At 72.0% G+C, this 18,424-nt stretch carries 20 protein-coding genes; 11 read left to right on the forward strand and 9 right to left on the reverse strand.

Features of this window, described 5'->3' with window-relative positions:
* Nucleotides 1-1,779, forward strand: a 1,779-nt coding sequence (locus AB0M20_RS03485; protein ID WP_364293030.1) for a PD-(D/E)XK nuclease family protein, incomplete at its 5' end; no start/stop codon positions are given.
* Here the strand turns inward: AB0M20_RS03485 and AB0M20_RS03490 are convergent.
* Nucleotides 1,776-2,180, reverse strand: coding sequence for a pilus assembly protein CpaE (locus tag AB0M20_RS03490; protein WP_364293033.1), 405 nt, complete (start codon nt 2,178-2,180; stop codon nt 1,776-1,778). The genes AB0M20_RS03485 and AB0M20_RS03490 overlap by 4 nt on opposite strands.
* A gap of 222 nt (nt 2,181-2,402) precedes the next feature.
* On the opposite strand from AB0M20_RS03490, the gene AB0M20_RS03495 reads away from it, so the two are divergent.
* The gene (locus AB0M20_RS03495; protein WP_015625344.1) at nt 2,403-2,606 is read left to right on the forward strand and encodes a cold-shock protein; all 204 of its coding nucleotides are present in this window, start codon (nt 2,403-2,405) and stop codon (nt 2,604-2,606) included.
* Between the two features lie 73 nt (nt 2,607-2,679).
* Here AB0M20_RS03495 and AB0M20_RS03500 read toward each other — a convergent pair whose 3' ends face one another.
* Nucleotides 2,680-3,378 (reverse strand): lysophospholipid acyltransferase family protein, encoded by a 699-nt coding sequence (locus tag AB0M20_RS03500; protein WP_364293036.1) that lies wholly within the window; start codon nt 3,376-3,378, stop codon nt 2,680-2,682.
* A 281-nt stretch (nt 3,379-3,659) separates the two neighbouring features.
* Here AB0M20_RS03500 and AB0M20_RS03505 point away from each other — a divergent pair, with 281 nt between their 5' ends.
* Nucleotides 3,660-4,553 (forward strand): hypothetical protein, encoded by an 894-nt coding sequence (locus AB0M20_RS03505; protein WP_364293039.1) that lies wholly within the window; start codon nt 3,660-3,662, stop codon nt 4,551-4,553.
* Here the strand turns inward: AB0M20_RS03505 and AB0M20_RS03510 are convergent.
* The 5 genes from AB0M20_RS03510 to AB0M20_RS03530 form a co-directional block, all read right to left on the reverse strand.
* Complete coding sequence (locus tag AB0M20_RS03510) at nt 4,511-4,948, reverse strand: Rrf2 family transcriptional regulator (RefSeq protein WP_364293042.1); 438 nt, start codon at nt 4,946-4,948, stop codon at nt 4,511-4,513. The two genes, AB0M20_RS03505 and AB0M20_RS03510, sit on opposite strands and share 43 nt — an antisense overlap.
* A 101-nt stretch (nt 4,949-5,049) precedes the next feature.
* The gene (locus tag AB0M20_RS03515; protein WP_364293045.1) at nt 5,050-5,421 is read right to left on the reverse strand and encodes a hypothetical protein; all 372 of its coding nucleotides are present in this window, start codon (nt 5,419-5,421) and stop codon (nt 5,050-5,052) included.
* Nucleotides 5,422-5,440: 19 nt separating this feature from the next.
* Complete coding sequence (locus tag AB0M20_RS03520) at nt 5,441-7,540, reverse strand: hypothetical protein (protein WP_364293048.1); 2,100 nt, start codon at nt 7,538-7,540, stop codon at nt 5,441-5,443.
* On the reverse strand, nt 7,537-8,832 hold the full coding sequence (locus tag AB0M20_RS03525) for a YqgE/AlgH family protein (protein ID WP_364293051.1): 1,296 nt from the start codon (nt 8,830-8,832) through the stop codon (nt 7,537-7,539). The genes AB0M20_RS03520 and AB0M20_RS03525 overlap by 4 nt, the downstream gene beginning before the upstream one ends.
* A 3-nt stretch (nt 8,833-8,835) precedes the next feature.
* A complete protein-coding gene (locus tag AB0M20_RS03530; RefSeq protein WP_364293053.1) occupies nt 8,836-9,180 on the reverse strand; it encodes a hypothetical protein in 345 nt (114 codons plus the stop codon).
* A gap of 120 nt (nt 9,181-9,300) precedes the next feature.
* Here AB0M20_RS03530 and AB0M20_RS03535 point away from each other — a divergent pair, with 120 nt between their 5' ends.
* The 5 genes from AB0M20_RS03535 to AB0M20_RS03555 are packed head-to-tail and all read left to right on the forward strand — an operon-like array spanning nt 9,301 to nt 13,723.
* Complete coding sequence (locus AB0M20_RS03535; protein ID WP_364293056.1) at nt 9,301-10,596, forward strand: pitrilysin family protein; 1,296 nt, start codon at nt 9,301-9,303, stop codon at nt 10,594-10,596.
* Entirely contained in the window at nt 10,593-11,912 is a 1,320-nt protein-coding gene (locus tag AB0M20_RS03540) for a pitrilysin family protein (RefSeq protein ID WP_364293059.1), read from the forward strand. The genes AB0M20_RS03535 and AB0M20_RS03540 overlap by 4 nt, the downstream gene beginning before the upstream one ends.
* Complete coding sequence (gene nudC, locus AB0M20_RS03545; RefSeq protein WP_364293062.1) at nt 11,909-12,886, forward strand: NAD(+) diphosphatase; 978 nt, start codon at nt 11,909-11,911, stop codon at nt 12,884-12,886. The genes AB0M20_RS03540 and nudC overlap by 4 nt, the downstream gene beginning before the upstream one ends.
* Nucleotides 12,887-12,896: 10 nt before the next feature.
* A complete protein-coding gene (locus tag AB0M20_RS03550; protein WP_364293065.1) occupies nt 12,897-13,358 on the forward strand; it encodes a hypothetical protein in 462 nt (153 codons plus the stop codon).
* On the forward strand, nt 13,355-13,723 hold the full coding sequence (locus AB0M20_RS03555) for a hypothetical protein (RefSeq protein WP_364293068.1): 369 nt from the start codon (nt 13,355-13,357) through the stop codon (nt 13,721-13,723). Before AB0M20_RS03550 ends, AB0M20_RS03555 begins: the two co-directional genes overlap by 4 nt.
* Before the next feature lie 11 nt (nt 13,724-13,734).
* Here the strand turns inward: AB0M20_RS03555 and AB0M20_RS03560 are convergent, their stop codons facing one another.
* Nucleotides 13,735-13,971, reverse strand: coding sequence for a mycoredoxin (locus AB0M20_RS03560; RefSeq protein WP_364293071.1), 237 nt, complete (start codon nt 13,969-13,971; stop codon nt 13,735-13,737).
* Nucleotides 13,972-14,052: 81 nt separating this feature from the next.
* Between AB0M20_RS03560 and AB0M20_RS03565 the strand changes: the two genes are divergently transcribed.
* The 3 genes from AB0M20_RS03565 (at nt 14,053) to AB0M20_RS03575 (ending at nt 17,036) form a co-directional block, all read left to right on the forward strand.
* On the forward strand, nt 14,053-16,155 hold the full coding sequence (locus AB0M20_RS03565; RefSeq protein ID WP_364293074.1) for an ATP-dependent DNA helicase UvrD2: 2,103 nt from the start codon (nt 14,053-14,055) through the stop codon (nt 16,153-16,155).
* A 121-nt stretch (nt 16,156-16,276) separates the two neighbouring features.
* Nucleotides 16,277-16,534, forward strand: a complete 258-nt coding sequence (locus tag AB0M20_RS03570) for a hypothetical protein (protein WP_364293077.1) — start codon at nt 16,277-16,279, stop codon at nt 16,532-16,534.
* 142 nt (nt 16,535-16,676) lie between these two features.
* A complete protein-coding gene (locus AB0M20_RS03575) occupies nt 16,677-17,036 on the forward strand; it encodes a WhiB family transcriptional regulator (protein WP_364293080.1) in 360 nt (119 codons plus the stop codon).
* 253 nt (nt 17,037-17,289) lie between these two features.
* Here the strand turns inward: AB0M20_RS03575 and AB0M20_RS03580 are convergent.
* Nucleotides 17,290-18,424: AarF/ABC1/UbiB kinase family protein (locus AB0M20_RS03580; protein ID WP_364293083.1), on the reverse strand; the 1,135-nt coding region annotated here is incomplete at its 5' end.

Here is an 18,424-nt window from a genome sequence, read left to right on the forward strand (position 1 = left end):
GTCAACCGGGAGGACCCGGACGAGGTGGTCGGCGACCGCCTGGACGACGCCACGCTGGTCGAGGCGATGGCCGACCTGGGTGCGGCGCAGCAGTATTCGGCCGAGGGCTACGCGCGCCTGCGCGCGTACGCCAGGGAGATGGCCGAGCTGCGGCACCGCCTGGACCAGCCCCTGCCCGACCTGCTGGCGGACATCGAGCGGACCATCGGCCTGGACGTCGAGGTGGCGGTGCGGGGCTGGCAGGCGGGCGACGCCGGGCTGGCCCGCGGCCACCTGGACGCGCTCGGCGACGTGGCGTCGCGGTATGCGGGCGAGACCGACGGCGGCACGCTCGCCGGGTTCCTGGCCTTCCTGACCGCGGCCGAGGAGGAGGAGCGCGGGCTCGAGCCGGGCCAGGTCGACGTGGTCGAGGGTGCGGTGCAGATCCTCACCGCGCACGCCGCGAAGGGCCTGGAGTGGGATGTGGTGTCGGTGGCGGGCCTGGCCAAGGGTGTGTGGCCGGGGATGGTGCGCAGCTCGGACCACTACCTGATGGGCATGGGCGTGCTGCCGTTCCCGCTGCGCGGCGACGCCGATGGGCTGCCCGAGCTGGATCTGTCGGACGCGCAGGATCAGAAGGACGTGGCCGGGGCGGTGGCCGCCTTCGGAGCCGCGTGGCGCGAGCACGACGAGCGGGAGGAGCGCCGGCTCGCGTACGTGGCGGTGACCCGCCCCCGACGGCTGCTGTTGTGCTCGGCGTACTGGTGGGGCGACGGCGTCAAGCGGCCGCGCGGCCCGTCGGTGTTCCTCGACGAGATTCGGGAGACCTGCCTGGCGGGCGCCGGTGTGGTCGACGTCTGGACGCCCGAGCCGGCGCCGGAGGCGGTCAACCCGAGCGCCGAGCTGGTCTCCTCCGCCGAGTGGCCGGCCGACCCGCTGGGCCCGCGCCGCCCGGCCGTGCAGGAGGCCGCCGACCTGATCCGCCGGATGATCGCCGCGCCCGACGCCGACACCGCCACCGCGTTCACCGAGCTGGACGAGCAGGACGCGGCCCGGGCCGCCGAGGTGGTCGGCCTGGCCCCGACGGGTGACGCTCCCATCGAGAGGTGGCAGCGGGAGGCGCGGATGCTGCTGGCCGAGCGCGAGGAGCGGGCCCGCCGAGACGGGCCGATCGAGGTGGCCATCCCGCCGCACCTGTCCGTGTCGCAGCTGGTCACGCTGCGCCGCGACCCCGACTCGCTGGCTCGTTCGCTGCGCCGCCCGATGCCGCAGCGCCCGGCGCCGTACGCCCGCCGGGGCACCGCCTTCCACGCCTGGCTGGAGCAGCGCTTCGGCTCGGTGCGCCTGCTGGACGTCGACGAGCTGCCCGGCGCGGCGGACGACGACGCGGCCGCCGACGAGGAGCTCGCCGCGTTGCAGGCCGCGTTCCTGGCCGGCGAGTGGGCGGACCGCACCCCGGTCGAGGTGGAGGTGCCGTTCGCCACGACGATCGCGGGCGTGGTGGTGCGGGGGCGGATGGACGCCGTGTTCGCCGACCCCGGGGGCCGGTACGACGTGATCGACTGGAAGACCGGGCGTCCGCCGGGGCCGGCGGAGGCGGCCGCGGCGGCGGTGCAGCTGTCCGCCTACCGGATCGCCTGGGCGTCGCTGGCCGGCGTGCCGGTGACACACGTCCGGGCGGGCTTCCACTACGTCCGGGAGGGCTCGACGGTCCGCCCGGCCGACATGCTCGACGAGGCGGAGCTGCGGGAGCTGCTGAGCGCCATCCCCGAGGTGGGCCAGAACCCCGAAGGGGATTAAAGGGCGGCCGCCAGCAGGTGCAGCAACGCGGCCGCGTACGCCTGCTCGGCGGTCGAGGCCGTGAACGACCGCTCCTCGCCGAGCAGAACGGTCTGGACGTCGAACTCCGCATCCGTGGCGCGCAGCGCCCGGAACGTGCCGCCGAGCATCTCACGCAGCTGATCCTCGCGCGGCAGCCAGAGCGCCTCCTCGATCTCGACGTCGTCCAGCGCCCACTCCGTGGTGCCGTTGAAGCCGATCACCCGGCCCTCGGGAACCTGATAGACCTCGATGGTCATATTGCTCAGCACGAAGACCTCTTCGTCCAGGTCACGGTCCGGAATGGCGAATCGGTCGCCCGCTGCCGGCTTCCAGACCAGGCCCGCCTCTTTGAGCTGCTGTGCCAGCTGCACGTCGATCACCGAATGCCCTCCCTCGTCGTGCTAGGCTCCGCTTGTTGTCAGTTTGGTTCCCAAGTACTTAGGAGCGCCTGTGGGGATTCTGCCCCAGGCGCTCTTTGTCGTAACCCGGGTCTTTCCGGTACGGGCGATCAGTACGACAGCACGAGATCCGCGAACTGCGGTTCTTACCACCCTCGTTGCCGCCGATAGTGGCGGGAACGTTCGACCGTCGAGGAGACGATCATGGTTACCGGCGTTGTGAAGTGGTTCAACGCGGACAAGGGCTTCGGGTTCATCACCCCGGACGACGGCGGCGCCGACGTCTTCGCCCACTTCTCCGCAATCCAGACCTCCGGCTACCGCAGCCTGGACGAGAACCAGCGGGTCGAGTTCGAGGTGACCCAGGGCCAGAAGGGCCCGCAGGCCGCCAACATCCGGCCGCTCTGAGGTAACGCAAGGTCCGGCGCCGCACTCCTGCAGGGGTGCGGCGCCGGCCGCGTTCCAGGACAGGATCTTGGGCCTAGGCCGGCGTCGGGTCGGGCAGGGGCGCGGCACCCCCGAGGTGGGCGGGCAGCCACCATCGATCACCCTCGCCGGCGGGCTTTTCCGGGTACGCGCGCTGCACCGCGTCCAGGAGCCCGCCGAGTCGCTCCCGCAACATCCAGGTGGCGTCCTCCACGGCCGGCAGCGGCGGCCCGACCTTGATCAGCACCGGCACGTGCCGCTTGGTCAGGTCTTTCTTCCGCCCCTTGGTCCACAGCCGGTGCGGGCCCCACACCACCATCGGAATCAGCGGCACCTGAGCCGCCCGGGCCAGCCGGGCCGCGCCGGTCTTCAACGCCTTCACCGTGAACGACTCGCTGATCGTGGCCTCCGGGAAGACGCCGACCACCTCGCCGCGCCGCAGCGCCGCCTCGGCCTCGGCGAACGACGCCGCGCCGGCCGACCGGTCGACCGGGATGTGCTTCATGCCCCGCATCAGCGGTCCGCTCACCCGGTGCGCGAACACCGACTGCTTGGCCATGAACCGGACCAGCCGTTTCGACGGCTGCGCGGCGAGCCCGCAGAAGACGAAGTCGAGATAGCTGACGTGGTTGCTGGCCAGCACCGCCCCACCGGTGGTGGGGATGTGCTCGGCGCCCTCGATGGTGATCCGCATGTCGAGGACCCGGAACATGGTCTTCGCCAGGCCGATGACCGGCGGGTACACGAGCTCCATCGACCGAACTTAACGGCCCAACCTGAAACTCGCCTGTGCTGGGCGCAACCTTTCACGTTCGGTGAGCGTCTTACTGGTGGACTGATCGAATCAAGCGCCAGGGAGGGCCGCAATCATGCGAACCCGGCATAGCGCCGCCACGCGTCGTGAGATGACTTTCGTGCTGAGCCTGGCCGTGATCGGCATCGCCTTGATCGCCCTCGTCGCCTTCGCTCCCTGGTACGAGCCCGTGATGCTCGGCTGATGTCCGGTCCGCAGCCGCGTGGTGTTCACTGGTAGGCGTGTCGGACGGATCGCAGCCCATCAGCACCTGGCAACGGCCGGGTGGTTCCTGGGGTTCCGGCACGGTCACCGCGCCGAGCCTGCCCCCGCCCGCTGATCCGCCGCCCCCCGCGCCACCCGGGCCGCCCGGCGGCAGCGGACCACAGCGGCGCAAGCGTCAGATGCTGATCTTCGGTGGCATCGCCGGCGCCATCCTCGCGGCCGGTCTGACCGTCATCCTGATCGTCGCCTTCTCCGGCCGCGGCGACCCGTTCGGCGGCGATGACGCGCAGGCGCCCACCGACGTGCGGCCGCCGCTGGCCCAGATGTGCCCGGCGCCCACCGTCCCGCCCAGCGCGGGGCCCTCGGCGGGGCCCAGTGCCGGTCCGCCGCCGACCGGCGCCCGCACCACCGACCAGGAGGCGGGCATCTCCTACAACGCGTACGGCGCGCCGTGGGAGCAGTGGACGACGGTATGGAAGGCCGGGACCCTCGAGGTGCCGTACCGCGTCGGGCAGCACTTCGTCACCGAGAGCTACGCCAGCGGCGAGTACCACGCCTCGATCCTGTCGGCGGCGGTCCCGGCGGCCGACAACGATGCGGTGACGCTGAACCTCGAGTGCGTCGGGCGCCAGGTCGCGGCGGACGTGCGGTCCTCGTACTACCCGCAGCCGAACACGCTGGAGCCGTTACGCGACGAGATGACCACGCTGGGCGGGCGCCCGGCGTGGGTGAGCGAGTTCCGGCTGCACTTCGAGGCGGCCGGGCTGGAGGCCAAGGACGAGCTCTCCGCCGTGGCGGTGATCGACGTGGGCAAGCCGACCGCGGCCGTGCTCTACGTCTCCATCCCCGGCACGCACAAGCAGTTCGACTACGTCATCGACGACGTGCTCTCCTCGGTCCGGGCCATCTGAAGCTCCCGCAGGTCGGCCAGCGTCCGGTGGTCGACGACGCCCTCGATCGCCTCCTGCACCGCGACCCACACGTCCCGCAGGCCGACCGCCGCGCCGTGGTAGGTGGCGGTCGCGGTGGGCAGGCCGCGGACCGTGGTGAGCGCGCCGCCGACCGCCCGGACCACATCGCCCACGGTGATCTCGTCCGCCGGGCGGGCGAGCTGGTATCCGCCGTCCACGCCGCGGTGGCTGTGCAGAAGGCCGGCGCGGCGCAGATCCAGCAGGATGCCCTGCAGGAAGCTCAGCGGGATGTCCTGGGCGGCGGCCAGCGTGGCCGCCTTCACCAGGGCGGGGTCGTCCGCGGCCACGGAGAGCATGGCGCGGACGGCATAGTCGGTGCGTGCCGAGACGTACACGGAAGCTTCCTCTCGTCCCGGATATTCATATCTTATGGATAGGAATAATGGACGCGATGGGATTACCCCGTCAAGGGCTCCGTGCCGGAAGGGCCGAAAACTCAGAAGGCGGCGGTCCAGGCCTCGGCGGCCTCGTGCAGCGCCTTGACCGTGGCCGGGTCGCCGGTGGACTCCCGCAACGCCCGCGCCGGCACGATGCCCGCCGGGCCGACCTCGCGCAGCCAGGGCGCGGCCAGCGCGGTGCGGTTGACCATCGCGAAGATGGCGACCACCTCGGCGGCCGCGGCCACCCGGCGGGCCGGCGGATCACTGCTCAGCACCGGCCCGGAGGCCCACCCGCGGAACTCACCGACCGAGTTGGCGCCCGCCAGAAACGCCGTCAGGTCCTCGCCGAGCACCTCGACACAGATCTCGACACCCTCGCGGATCCGCTGGTGCCCGGCGACCCGCTCGCGAACGGCGACTGACGTCATGAGGCCAGGATACGCCGATTCATCGACCCAGGTAGAGGTCGTTGACACGGTCTGCCAGAACGTCCAGGGCCGGCCGGCCGATCTCGATCGCGGCCACGAAGGCGGCCCACGAGTCGAGTGGGAAGTCGTCGACCTCCGGCATGCTCGCCGCGGTCAGGTAGGCCGGCAGCAGCATCGCGTTGTGGAACAGCCAGGGCACGTAGCTGCCGTCGGAGTCCCAGCCGTGCAGCTCGCTGGTGCGGTAGAGGTGCTCGCACAACTCCTCGCGGGACGACCAGCTCAGCATGTGCGCGTCGTGCTTGAGGTTCTTGATGTACGGGTTGTAGAGGTGCCCGGGCCCGAAGCCGAAGGTCTGCCGCCACTGCGCCCAGAGCAGCGCCTCGTCCCGCCCGCCCAGGGTCAGCACGTCACCGGTCGGGCTCTCCAGCAACATGCTGTTCAGGTACGGCCACAGGGTCAGCGGGATCAGCAACCGGCTCGCGTCCGTCCGCAGCATCGCCTGCACGATCGGCCACGCGTTCGCCTCCAGCGCGTCCCAGTCGGCCAGGTGCGGCACCGCCTTCACCGAAGCCAGCATGCTGTAGAGCGACGGGTTGCGGTCGCTGTAGAAGATCCGCCGCGCCACGCCCCACGGGTCGGTCGGGCGCAGCAGCGACTCCGGCGTCGGCACCCGCGGCAGCCGCTGGCTCTGGTCCACGAACTCGCCCAGGCTGACGAAGCGGACCGGCGCGCCCTGTCCCGTGTGGCCGATCCAGCGCACCAGATCGGCCCGGAAGCTGTCGGCCGCGTCCGCGTGGCGGGTGCCGACGTCGTCGAGCACCATCCGGACCTCGACGCCGAGCCGGGCCAGCGCGCCGGCCACGAAGGCCTGCACCATGTGGATCACCGACGCGCGCGGCCGCAGGCGCACCGGCCACAGCACCCGGGACGGGCGGCGGGCGCCCTGCTGCTGGGTCACCCAGCCGAACCGGCGCTCCAGCTGCAGCATCAGGCCGTTCACGTCGGCCGGGGGCTGCGAGTCGGGCTGGGTGACGAGCTGGCGTTCCCATTTGTGGTGCCGGGTCATGTGCCGGCGGCCGGTCTCGCGCGGCGGCACGATCACCCCGGCCCGGTCGGCCAGCGCCGGGAACAGCCGCTCGGTGTCGACCCCCGGGAAGCACTCGACCTCGGTGCCGATCCGCTCGGAGAGCCGGGCGCCGGTGCGCAGCGCCTCGTCCGGGTCGGGGTCGTAGAGGCCCCAGAGCACCCGGATCCGCCGGCGCCGGGCCACGATCGCGATCGCCGAGGCCATCGTGCCGGCCCAGTCGCTGCTGCCCAGCACGCAGACCGTGTCGCCGCGGATCAGCGCGGCCGCGCCGCTGACCAGTTCGGTCGCCTCGGCGAGCCGGGCCGGGTCGTGCAGCAGCCGGTGCCCGCGGATGTGCAGCGTGGGCCGCCAGAAGCCGTGCAGGTGGAAGACGCGGATCGCGCCGTCCGCGCCGGCCGAGGTGCCGTACCCGCCGTGCAGGTCGAGCGGGAGGCTGACGGCGAGGCCGTTGGCGGCGCGGACGGAGATCTCGATCAGGGGGTCGAAGTTGGTGGTGAGCACCCGGTTGTCGAAGGCGACCGCGGTCTGGGCCAGCAGGTGGCCGAGCGCCTGGATGCCGCGGGGCAGCCGCCAGCCGTACCGTTCGTTCTCCAGCGCCTCGCCGACCCCGCGCTCGACCCGCTGACCCAGGCCGCGCGTCGCCAGCGGCGACTCCATCGGGTCCTCCGGCGTGTACGCCTTCAGCACCGCCTGCTGCGCGATCACGTCGAAGGCGCCCGGCGAGACCCAGTCCGAGAACACCCGGCGGTACGCGCGGTAGACGTCGACCGGCGCCGGATCGGTCAGCCGGGCCCGGGCCTGCACCAGCGCCCGCTGCAGCGAACCCTCGTCGTTGCGGCCGGCCGCGTACTGGTCGGCGATCTCCAGCAGGCCCGGCGGCCGCGGCACGACGCTCGCGGTGACCCCGGAGCCGAGCATCAGCGTGATCTGCTCCGACCCGGTCAGGCTGGCCGACAGCCGGGCGAGCAGCATCGCCTCGCCGGGGCTGAGCTCCTCGTCGGTGGGAGAGCTCGGGGTGCCGGGGTCGGTCATCGGGCTGCCTGCAGGGACTGCCACAGCTCGCCGGGCCGCTCGGTGAACACCTGCCGGGTGGGCCGGCGGCTGACGATCAGCTCGCCGCGCTCGATGTAGTCCTCCAGCTCGCCCGGCCGCCAGCCCAGATAGCCGACGAAGACCCGCATGGTGTCCACCGTGTCCTCGAGATCCTCGGGTATCTGCGACAGGGCGATGGTGCCGAGCCGGTCGGCGCCCTCCTCGTCGGGCGGGCGCAGCGGGGTGAAGCGCAGCGGATGCGCGGCGCCGGCCCGCAGCATGGTCAGCACGATGTAGCCGTCGCGGGCCACCGGGCCGCCGTGGAAGAGCATCGCCGGGGTGCTGATCAGCGGGCGCCAGCGGTCGGGGAAGTCGGGCGGGATCTCGCGGTCCGGCCGGGTGAGGCAGACGCCCAGCGAGCCGGTCGCGTTGTGCCGCAACACCAGGACCGCGCGCTGGCCCAGCTCGTCGTCGATGAACCAGGGCGCCGCGTAGAGGACGGAGCCGGCCAGGTCGTGGCGCGGCAGGCGGGCGTTGTGTACGAGCGCGATGGCGGCGCCGAAGTCGCGGGCGCGCATCTCGGGGCGCTCGAAGCCGCGGCGCAGCATCGCGTCGCGTACCGATCGCCAGATGGTCTCCACCGTCAGAGCCGGCGGCGTCGCCTCGCGCGGGCCGGGCTGATATCCCTCGCGCAGGAAGCGCAGCAGCTCGCCGGTGAAGGCGGTGTGGATCTCGCCGTGCGGCGCCCGGGCCCGGCGGTTCGCCGGCGCAGAGACGAGCAGGCAGGTGCCGTCGGTGGCGGCCTTGTCGGCGACCGCGTCGGTCCCGGTGAACCCGGAGCCCAGCTCGGCGTCCGCCCGGCCGGAGTAACAGCAGTCCAGGATCACCAGGCGGCGCCGGGCGCGGGTGCCGGCCACCGCCCACCGGACCCAGTCGTAGGGCAGGCCCTCCTCGTGCGGCGCGTCCGGGTCACACGCCGGCAGGGCCAGGATCAGCTTGTCGTCGTCGGCCGGATCGACCAGGCCGTGCCCGGAGAAGTAGACGAGCAGCAGGCCGTCCCGCTCGGTCGCCGCGGCCGCCTCCCGCACCACCCGGCTCACCTCGCCGGGACTCTCCGGGTCGAGCAGCACGTGCACGTTGCCCGGCGGCACACCCCAGTAGGCGGGATCGCCCAGCAGGTCGGCGAGTCCCGTGACGTTGTTGCGGACCGGCGTCAGGTCCGGCAGGTGCTGATAGCCGGACACGCCGATCAGCACCACCTGGGACAGCGCCGCAGCGGCGACCTCGCTCATCGGTTACCGCTGCTCCAGCTCCCGCAACGCGGTCTCCAGAGCCTCCGGGGTGGACGCCTCGATCCTCGTGGTCCCGCCGCCGGCGTCCACATGGGTGATCACCAGCTCGGGTGGGCGCGGCCGGGACTCCCGCCACTGCCGGATCGCCAGCACCAGCTGTGCGGCCGAGAAGCCGCTGCCGATGATCAGCGAGAGCACGTCGACGAGCGTGCCCATCTCCTCGGGGTCCGTGCTGGGGGCGCGGGAGAGGTGCCCGTCGGACCGGGCGCCGGGCTCCTCGGCGAGCCAGCGGAACAACGACTCGCCGTCGGCGGCCGACGCGCATGTCAATCGCAGCTGAACCGCCATAACTCCCCATTGAGACATCGACCGAACGAATTGCCTTCGACCCGGAAAGTTATCACCGCCCTTCCAGGCGCTGGCGTACGCGCCCGGTACGCGGGCTAGATTCATGGGGTGGTGCGCAAAATGAAGATTCCCGCGACCCGGTATCCGGTGGAACGACTCACCCTCGACAACGGCCTGCGGGTGGTGCTGGCACCCGATCGCAGTGCTCCGGTCGTCGGCGTGGCCGTGGTCTACGACGTCGGCATCCGCTCCGAGCCGGAGGGGCGCACCGGGTTCGCGCACCTCTTCGAGCACCTGATGTTCCAGGGCTCGGCCAATCTGGAGAAGCTGGTGCACGCCCGGCACGTGCAGGGCGCCGGCGGCAGCTTCAACGGCTCCACCCATCTGGACTACACCGACTACTACGAGGTGCTGCCGTCCGGTGGTCTGGAGCGGGCGCTGTTCCTCGAGGCCGACCGCATGCGCGGCCCCCGGCTCACCGAGGAGAACCTGCGCAACCAGGTCGACGTGGTCAAGGAGGAGATCCGGGTCAACGTCCTGAACCGGCCGTACGGCGGCTTCCCGTGGCTCAAGCTGCCGCCGGTGGTCTTCGACACCTTCCCCAACGCGCACGACGGGTACGGGTCGTTCGAGGATCTGGAGAGCGCCACGCTGCCCGACGCCGAGGAGTTCTTCGAGCGCTACTACGCCTGCGGCAACGCGGTGCTGTCGGTGGCCGGGGACTTCGACGTCGCGAAGATCACGCCGCTGATCGAGCGCCACTTCGGCGACGTCCCGGCCCGGCCCGCCCCTGAGCGGCCCGACTTCGACGAGCCGGATCTGGCGGCGGAGAAGCGGGAGTCGTACACCGACCGGCTGGCCCCGCTGCCCGCGGTGGCCTCCGCCTGGCGGGTGCCCGACCCGGTCAACTCGTTCTCCGACTACCTGCCGTTCCTGGTGCTGGCCGAGGTGCTCACCGACGGCGAGGCGTCCCGGCTCGTGGAGCGCCTGGTGCAGCGTGACCGCACGGCGACCAGCATCGGCGGCTACATCGGCTTCATGGGCGACGAGTTCGGGGTGCGCAACCCGACCGCGATGCTGCTGCAGGCGCACATGCCGCCCGGCGGGGACGCGGAGAAGGTGTTGCGCACCGTGGACGAGGAGCTCGACCGGCTGGCGTCCGACGGGCTGGGGGCCGGAGAGCTGGCGCGTACCCAGGCTCGGATGGCGACCCACCACCTGCGCGACACCGACGCCGTGCTCGGCCGCGCCCTGCCGATGGCGGTGCTCGAGCTGCAGCGCGGCCGTCCCGAGCTGCTCAACGAAGTGCCCAAGCTGGTCGGTGAGGTGACCGAGGCACAGATCGTGGCGGCCGCCGCGAGCCTGCGGCCGGAACGCCGCGCCACCGTCGAGGTCGTCCCCGGAGCCGCCGCATGACCACGCACGTCCTACCCGATCTTGCACCCAACAGCAAGATCAAACTGCCCAAGCAGGCCGAGCGCACGCTCGCCAGCGGGCTCACCGTGATCGCGATCCGGCGTCCGGTGGTGCCGCTGGTCGAGATCCGGCTGCGGGTGCCGTTCGGCCGCGCGCCGCTGCCCCGGGCCACGCTGCTGTCCCAGGCGCTGTTCACCGGCACCGGCTCGATGTCGAGCACCGAGGTGGCGGCCGAGCTGCAGGCGGTCGGCGGCGGGCTCTCCGCGGGGCTCGACCCGGACCGGCTGCTGATCACCGGCAACGCGCTCGCCGCCGGGCTGGACCGCACGCTGGAGATCCTGGCCGATCTGCTGACCGATCCGGCGTACCCGCAGGACGAGGTCGCCGTCGAGCGCGACCGCCTGGTCGACCACATCCAGGTGGCGCAGAGCCAGCCGTCCCATCTGGCCCGCACGGCCCTGCTGAAGCGGGTCTACGGCCGGCACCCCTACGCGGTGCAGACCCCGGAGCCGGAGCAGGTCCGAGGGGTCCGCCCGGCGCAGCTGCGCGCCCTGCACGCCGATCGGGTCCGCCCGGAGGGCGCGGTGCTCGTGCTGGTCGGGGACATCAACCCGGAGAAGGCGATCGACGCGGCGGACAAGGCGCTGGGCAGCTGGACCGGACCGGGCAAGGACGGCAACGTCCCGGCCACGCCGGCGCTGGAGCCAGGCCCGCTGCTGCTGGTGGACCGGCCGGGCGCGGTGCAGTCGTCGCTGCGGATGGCGCTGCCCGCGGTGCCGCGTACCCATCCCGACCACGCCCCGCTGCAGCTGGCCAACCTGATCTTCGGCGGCTATTTCTCCTCGCGGTGGGTGGAGAACATCCGCGAGGACAAGGGCTACACGTACGGGCCGAACACCTCCATCGAGCACTTCGTGGCCGGCTCGTCGCTGGTCGCCGCGGTCGAGGTGGCCACCGAGGTGACCGGGCCGTCGCTGCTGGAGACCCTCTACGAGCTCGGCCGCATCGCCAGCCTCCCCCCCGGCGAGGACGAGCTCGAGCAGGCCCGGCGGTACGCCCTGGGCACGCTCCGGCTCGGCATGTCCACCCAGGCCGGGCTCGCCGGCCTGGCCAGCATGTACGCGAGCTTCGGCCTGCGCCTCGACTATCTGACCGAGCACTCGGCGGCGCTGGCCGCGGCGACCCGCGAGCAGGTGGCCGACGTGGCCGCGCGCTACATGGCGCCGTCCCGGGCGGTTGCCGTCGTGCTCGGCGACGCGGAGAAGGTGGAGAGGCAGCTGTCGATCCTGACGACGGTGGAACGCGACGTCCCATGAGCTCCGCCGAACAACCCGACATCGAGGAGCAGCCCGGCCAGTGGCCCACCGTTCCGCCGCTCGCCCGCAACACGCTGGACCGCGCCGCCCATCACCGGCGTGATCCGGAGTGGCTCGAGCAGGCCTGGAAGACCGGACTGGTGCTGGTGGTGGACACCGCCGCCACCGGCCGGGCCCCGGTCCGCGACCGCGCGGACGGCAGCGCCGAGCTGGTGCTGCTCGAGTCGGCGGTGGCGCCCGAGGGGGAGCGGCTGTTCCTCGGCGTCGACCCGGACGGGACGCCGCTGTTCACGGTGGACGCCCCGCTGCCGGAGATCGAGGGGGCGCGCGGCCGGACCCTGCGGGACGTCGGGCACCGGCTCGACGATCGGGACGCCGGGCTCTTCAGCGCGGCGGCGGCGCTGGTCAACTGGCACGTCTCGCACCTGTTCTCGCCGCTGACCGGCGAGCCGACCGAGGTCATCGAGGCCGGCTGGTCACGGGTCACGGCGGACGGCAAGCAGATGTGGCCGCGGACCGACCCGGCGATGATCGTGCTCGTGCACGACGGCGTGCCCGGACCGCAGGGGCGCTGCCTGCTCGGGCGCAACGCGGCCTGGCGGATGCCGGACGGCAGCCTGCGCTTCTCGACGCTGGCCGGCTTCGTGGAGCCGGGGGAGTCGGTCGAGGCGGCGGTGCTGCGCGAGGTCAAGGAAGAGGTCGGGATCACCGTCCGCGATCTGCGGTACGAGGGCAGCCAGGCGTGGCCGTACCCCGGGAGCCTGATGCTCGGCTTCTCCGCCCGGGCCGACAGCGACGAGCCGATCCGCGTGGATCCCGAGGAGATCGCCGAGGCGCGGTGGTTCACCCGCGACGACATCGCGGCGATGCGTGGCGACCGCTACCGCGACCCGGAGACCGGAGCGCCGGCCCGGCTGCCGATGAACGCCTCGATTGCGCTCTATTTGATCGAGCGCTGGCTACAGAGTCCGTAAAGTCCACTTTGTGATTGCTACTCCCACCGGTCAGCTGGTGCTGACCTCGCTGCGGGCCGAGGATCGCGACCCGGTCGGCTCGGTGCCCGCCTCGGCGCGCCTGATGCGAGAGGTGTTCGCGGTCGCGGTGCGCCGCTGCTTCGCCGGCCGCGACCCGCGCGAGATCACGCCCTACGTCCGGGATCTCCTGAACCGCCGGGGCATCCCTTCGGACGGCGTCAAGGCCCGGGAGACCGAGGCGGTGATCAGATCCGCCCTCGGCGAGCCCGACCTGGTCGACGGCATCCCGGACCAGCGGCGGCTCGGCATGATGATCCTCGTCATCGGCGACCTGGCGCGCGGCGCGGCGGCGGAGGGCGCGGGCTCGGACACCGAGCTGCTCGAGGCGCTGGTCGCGCAGGCGGAGACGCGGGTGGCGCGCTACGAGCTGCCGTCCGACGGCCGTCCCTGGCGGCGGAAGGTCGCGCGATGACCGCCGGGGCGTTCCTGCGGGCCACCGCCACCAACACGCCGGCCGGCGACCCGCCCGGAGACGGCGCGGAAGAGGTCTTCGACGCGGCGTTCCGGCTGGCGGTCGGGCTGCGGTTCAAGCCGGAGATGCCGCTCGCCACGATCACCGCGACGGTCCGCGCCGCGGCGGGGCGCCACCCGGAGCTGAAGCTGCCGGTGCGCGAGGCGGAGATGCTGATCCGGGAGGCACTGGGCGAGACCGTGCCGACCGCCGAGATCGCGGCGACCGACACGGTCAAGGTGCACGTGCTGATGTTCGCGGCGCTGGTCGAGGAGCTGGCCCTGACCGACGCCGAGCTGGACGAGCTGATCGCCCAGGCCGGTTAGACAGTGGCCATCTAGACCGTGGCCATGTGGTTCTTGACCTGGACGACGCTCGGGTTGGTGAGGGTCGAGCCGTCGTCGAACCTGAGGGTGGGAACCACCGCGTTGCCGTTGTTGACGCTCTTGACGAAGGTCTCCGAGGCCGGGTCCTGCTCGATGTCGACGACCTCGTAGGCGATGCCCTCCCGGTCGAGTTGCGACTTCAACCGGTGGCAGTAGCCGCACCAGGTGGTCGAGTACATGGTCAACATCGGTCGGGACTCCTTCGCGTACGTCACACGGATTGGTGCCTTCCGTGGAAACGTCATACCCCGGTGCCATGATTCCCAACTGTGACAGCGGAACGCGTGCTCGCCGGGCTCGACCCCGATCAGCGCAAGGCGGTGACCGCCCCGGCGGGCCCGGTCTGCATCCTGGCCGGCGCGGGGACGGGCAAGACCCGCGCGATCACGCACCGCATCGCCTACCGCGCGCTGACCGGTGAGATCAGCTCGCGGCACGTGCTGGCGGTCACCTTCACGGCCCGGGCGGCCGCCGAGATGCGGGCCCGGCTCGGCGCGCTGGGCGCCGGCGGGGTCCAGGCGCGCACCTTCCACGCGGCGGCGCTGCGGCAGGTGCGCTATTTCGCCGCCCGGCTGCTCGAGGGCCGGGCGATGCCGGAGCTACTGGAGAGCAAAGCGCGCCTGGTCGGGCTGGCGGCGGCGAGGGTGAACGTGCGGGCCGACCGCACCGGCGCGCGCGACCTGGCGAGCGAGATCGAGTGGGCGAAATCGTCCCTGGTCGAGCCGGGGGAGTATCCGGTGGCCGCGGCCAAGGCGTTGCGCGAGCCGCCGTTCGACCCGGCGAAGGTGGCGGAGGTCTTCACGGCCTATGAGGAGTTGAAGCGCCGCCAGGGCGTGATCGACTTCGAGGACATGTTGCGCGCCGCGGTCTGGGGCATCGAGGAGCACGCCGACGTCGCCGAGCAGATCCGGGCGCAGTACAGGCACTTCGTCGTGGATGAGTATCAGGACGTCAACCCCCTGCAGCAGCGCCTGCTCGAGGCCTGGCTCGGCGGCCGCGACGACCTGACCGTGGTCGGCGACGCCAGCCAGACCATCTACTCGTTCACCGGGGCCACCTCGGCCTATCTGATCGACTTCCCCCGGCAGCGCCGCGAGGCGGTGGTGGTCCGGCTGGTCCGCGACTACCGCTCCACCCCGCAGGTGGTCGGCCTGGCCAACGCGGTGATCAAGCAGGCGCGCGGCAGCGAGGCCAAGCTGCGGCTCGAGCTGGTCGGGCAGCGGCCGCCCGGCGCCGAGCCGGAGCTGAAGATCTTCCCGGACGAGTCCGGCGAGGCGGCCGCGGTGGCGAAACGCTGCCGCGAGCTGCTGGCCGCGGGCACGCCGGCCAGCGAGATCGCGGTGCTGTTCCGCACCAACGCGCAGTCGGAGACGTATGAGAAGGCGCTGACCGAGGCCTCCGTGCCCTACGTGGTGCGGGGGGCCGAGCGGTTCTTCGAGCGGCCCGAGGTGCGGCAGGCGATGATCGCGATGCGCTCGGCGGTGCGGTCGACCGCCGAGGGGACCCCGCTGGTCGAGGCCGTCGTCGACGCGCTGTCGGCGACCGGCTGGGCGCGCGGGCAACCCCCGCCGGGCGGTGCGGCACGCGAGCAGTGGGAGGCGCTGGCCGCGTTGGTCGCTCTGGCCGAGGACTATGCGCGTACGCCGGGCGTCGGCCTCTCGCATTTCGTGGTCGAGCTGGGCAACCGGGCCGACCAGCAGCACGCGCCGACCGTCGAGGGGGTGACGCTCGCGTCGCTGCACTCGGCGAAGGGCCTGGAGTGGGACGCGGTGTTCCTCGTCGGGCTGTCGGACGGGACGCTGCCGACCACCTATGCGAAGACGGCCGAGCAGATCGAGGAGGAGCGGCGGCTGCTCTATGTGGGGGTGACCCGGGCGCGGCAGTGGCTCTGGCTCTCGTACGGGCAGTTGCGATCCGGCGGTGGCCGCGCCCGCCGGCCGTGCCGCTTCCTGCCGCAGCTCGAGGGCCGCGGGGGCACCGAGCGGGCGGGCGCGTCAACGCTCAGTCGGAAACCCGACCGTCGCCGATCCCAGGTCTCGTCCTGCCGGATCTGCGGCGCCACGCTGCTCGCGGGCGCCGACCGCAAGCTCGGCCGCTGTCCCACCTGCCCGTCGGACATCGACGAGGATCTGTACGAGCGGCTGCGTGAGTGGCGCGTCCGGATGGCTTCTGAGCTGGATGTTCCGGCGTACGTGGTGTTCACCGACGCGACCCTGGTGGCCCTCGCCGAGCGTAAGCCGGCCGGCCCCGCGGAGCTGCTCGCCATCGCCGGGATAGGCCCCCGCAAGCTCGGTCAGTACGGCTCCGCGGTGTTCGCCCTGGTGGCCGGGAAGACCCCTGATGATCTTGCAGAGAAAAACTTTGAAAACTAGTCCGTTAATTCGTTTGCCCTCGCTGCTACACGCGTCATAGCCTCAGTGCACACCTTGACGAGCGATCACGCTCCGATGGGGCCCAGAGTCGAGCGACACACAGATGGAGGAGGTGGCACCGATGGAGAGCAACTACACGATCCAGCGACCGTTGGCGCTGCCTGCTGCCGTGTGCGCTCCGTCTGCCGCTGCCGTGATTCTCGCGGCACCGCAGGCTTCGCTCTCGCGGGTGCACCAGGTCCAGACCCAGGCCGAGCTGGCTCGGATCTTGGTTCCCGGCATGGGCGGCAGCATCAGTGGGTTCGGTGGCGGCAACGACGTTTCCGTGCGGGGCACGGATGTGGTCGGCGGCGCACCGCCTCGAGGAAGGCCGGTCTGACAAACAGACCAACCGGCTCACCTCGAGGCCGCGGAACCCGCTTACCGGGATCCGCGGCCTAACTTTTTGTCGGCTCACAGGCCGGCGCACCACCAGCAAGACGATCCAGAAGATCGATCAAAGAGAGAGGTGACCGGGCTTTATGAGTCTGGCGCTGGCCCCACTCGACGTGAGCGTCGAGCTCGAGGCAAACCTGCCCTGTCGGAAGTTCGACCCGGACCTCTGGTTCTCGGACTCCCCGGCCCAGCTGGAACTGGCCAAGTCGCTCTGCGGGGACTGCCCGCTGCGCGTCGAGTGCCTCGCCGGCGCGGTCGAGCGGAGCGAGCCCTGGGGTGTCTGGGGCGGCGAGATCTTCGAGCGTGGCGCCGTGGTCCCGCGTAAGCGGCCCCGCGGTCGTCCCCGCAAGGCCGACGTCGCTCGCGACGCCGAGCTGAAGATCGAGACCGAGGAGCGGCTCGCGGCCAACGGCCTCGAGCGCGACGCAGTCCGACTGGCGGCCTGACATGACCACCGTCCACTACCCGACCCGGAAGCAGACGATCGAAATGACTCTGAACGGAGCCCCGAAGGTGAAATTCCTCCAAGAAGCGTTGAGCCGAGCACGAACGCGTCAGCCTCAGACCGCTGAGGCTCACCGACCCGCCCGCCGTGTTGCCATGGAGGCGCGTCAGCGCGCCGCACGCGAACTGGGTGGTCGCCCCTACTAGTGATCCATATCGGAAAGCCCGTCCGCACGCCGCGGACGGGCTTTCCGGCTATCCCACGGGTGCGAAGCCCGGCAGCCATTTCTGCAGAATCGCCCGGTAGGGCGCTTTGGCCTCGAGCTGGCACAGCACGCCGATCGAGCCGATCGTCACCCGGTGGATCAGCAGGTAGGACGGCGGCAGGTTGAGCTTGCGGCTCAGCTGGAAGGCCGGTGACTTCGGGCTGGAGAGCCGCTGCGCCTCGCCGCGCATCCACGCCCGGGTGAAGCGGAACTCGTCCACGGCGATCGGCTCGATCATCGGCCGCAGGAACTTGAGCACGGCGTCGGCGTCGATCTCGTCGTCCGGCTTGATGAAGCCCTCGTCGCGCAGGCCGTCGGCCACCCCCTCGGAGTCGCCGTCCAGCGCGAGGCGGCAGAGCCGGCCGATCGGCTCGGGGTGCCCGCCCGGCAGCCGGGCCACCGCCCCGAAGTCGATCACGCCGAGCCGGCCGTCGGGAAGGATCCGGAAGTTGCCCGGATGCGGGTCGGCGTGCAGCAGCCCGGCCCGCGCCGGCGCCGAGAAGTGCAGGGTCGCCATCAGCCGGCCGGCCTCGTCCCGCTCCGCCTCGGTGCCGTCGCTGATCACTTTCGCCAGCGGCGTGCCGTCGACCCACTCGGTGACCAGCACCTGCGGCGCGTGCGCGATGACCCGCGGCACGTGGATCTCGGGATCGTCGGCGAACGCGTCGGCGAACGCGGTCTGCGCCTCGGCCTCCATCGCGTAGTCGAGCTCCTCGATGATCCGATCGCGCAGCTCGGCCACCAGCGGTTTGATGTCCATCCCGGGCTGAATGATCTTGAACATCCCGGCCAGCCGGGAGAGCTGCTTGAGGTCCGAGATCAGCGCGGCACCGGCGCCCGGATATTGGATCTTCACCGCGACCGGCACGGTTTTCGGCTTCGCGCCCTTGCGCGACGGCGGCAGCTTCCACAGCGCCCGGTGCACCTGCCCGATGCTGGCCGCGGCGGCGGGGCTGTCGTCGAAGTCGGCGAACCGCTCCCGCCAGTCGTCGCCGAGCTGCTCGGCGAGCGCCTTGTGCACGTTCGCCACCGGCATCGGCGGCGCGGCCTCCTGCAGCTTGGTGAGCGCCTGCCGGTACGGCCCCGCCATCTCGTCGGGCATGGCGGCCTCGAGCACCGAAAGG

The sequence above is a fragment of the Actinoplanes sp. NPDC051633 genome, assembly GCF_040681735.1.
In the GTDB taxonomy this organism is placed as follows: domain Bacteria; phylum Actinomycetota; class Actinomycetes; order Mycobacteriales; family Micromonosporaceae; genus Actinoplanes.

What these genes read in the sequence shown, in the direction of transcription:
- AB0M20_RS03560 (WP_364293071.1), bottom strand. Translation starts at nt 13,971, where the DNA reads ATGTTGACCATGTACTCGACCACCTGGTGCGGCTACTGCCACCGGTTG.
- AB0M20_RS03525 (WP_364293051.1), bottom strand. Translation starts at nt 8,832, where the DNA reads ATGAGCGAGGTCGCCGCTGCGGCGCTGTCCCAGGTGGTGCTGATCGGC.
- AB0M20_RS03540 (WP_364293059.1), top strand. Translation starts at nt 10,593, where the DNA reads ATGACCACGCACGTCCTACCCGATCTTGCACCCAACAGCAAGATCAAA.
- AB0M20_RS03535 (WP_364293056.1), top strand. Translation starts at nt 9,301, where the DNA reads ATGAAGATTCCCGCGACCCGGTATCCGGTGGAACGACTCACCCTCGAC.
- AB0M20_RS03495 (WP_015625344.1), top strand. Translation starts at nt 2,403, where the DNA reads ATGGTTACCGGCGTTGTGAAGTGGTTCAACGCGGACAAGGGCTTCGGG.
- AB0M20_RS03555 (WP_364293068.1), top strand. Translation starts at nt 13,355, where the DNA reads ATGACCGCCGGGGCGTTCCTGCGGGCCACCGCCACCAACACGCCGGCC.
- AB0M20_RS03575 (WP_364293080.1), top strand. Translation starts at nt 16,677, where the DNA reads ATGAGTCTGGCGCTGGCCCCACTCGACGTGAGCGTCGAGCTCGAGGCA.
- AB0M20_RS03570 (WP_364293077.1), top strand. Translation starts at nt 16,277, where the DNA reads ATGGAGAGCAACTACACGATCCAGCGACCGTTGGCGCTGCCTGCTGCC.
- nudC (WP_364293062.1), top strand. Translation starts at nt 11,909, where the DNA reads ATGAGCTCCGCCGAACAACCCGACATCGAGGAGCAGCCCGGCCAGTGG.
- AB0M20_RS03520 (WP_364293048.1), bottom strand. Translation starts at nt 7,540, where the DNA reads ATGACCGACCCCGGCACCCCGAGCTCTCCCACCGACGAGGAGCTCAGC.
- AB0M20_RS03515 (WP_364293045.1), bottom strand. Translation starts at nt 5,421, where the DNA reads ATGACGTCAGTCGCCGTTCGCGAGCGGGTCGCCGGGCACCAGCGGATC.
- AB0M20_RS03500 (WP_364293036.1), bottom strand. Translation starts at nt 3,378, where the DNA reads ATGGAGCTCGTGTACCCGCCGGTCATCGGCCTGGCGAAGACCATGTTC.
- AB0M20_RS03530 (WP_364293053.1), bottom strand. Translation starts at nt 9,180, where the DNA reads ATGGCGGTTCAGCTGCGATTGACATGCGCGTCGGCCGCCGACGGCGAG.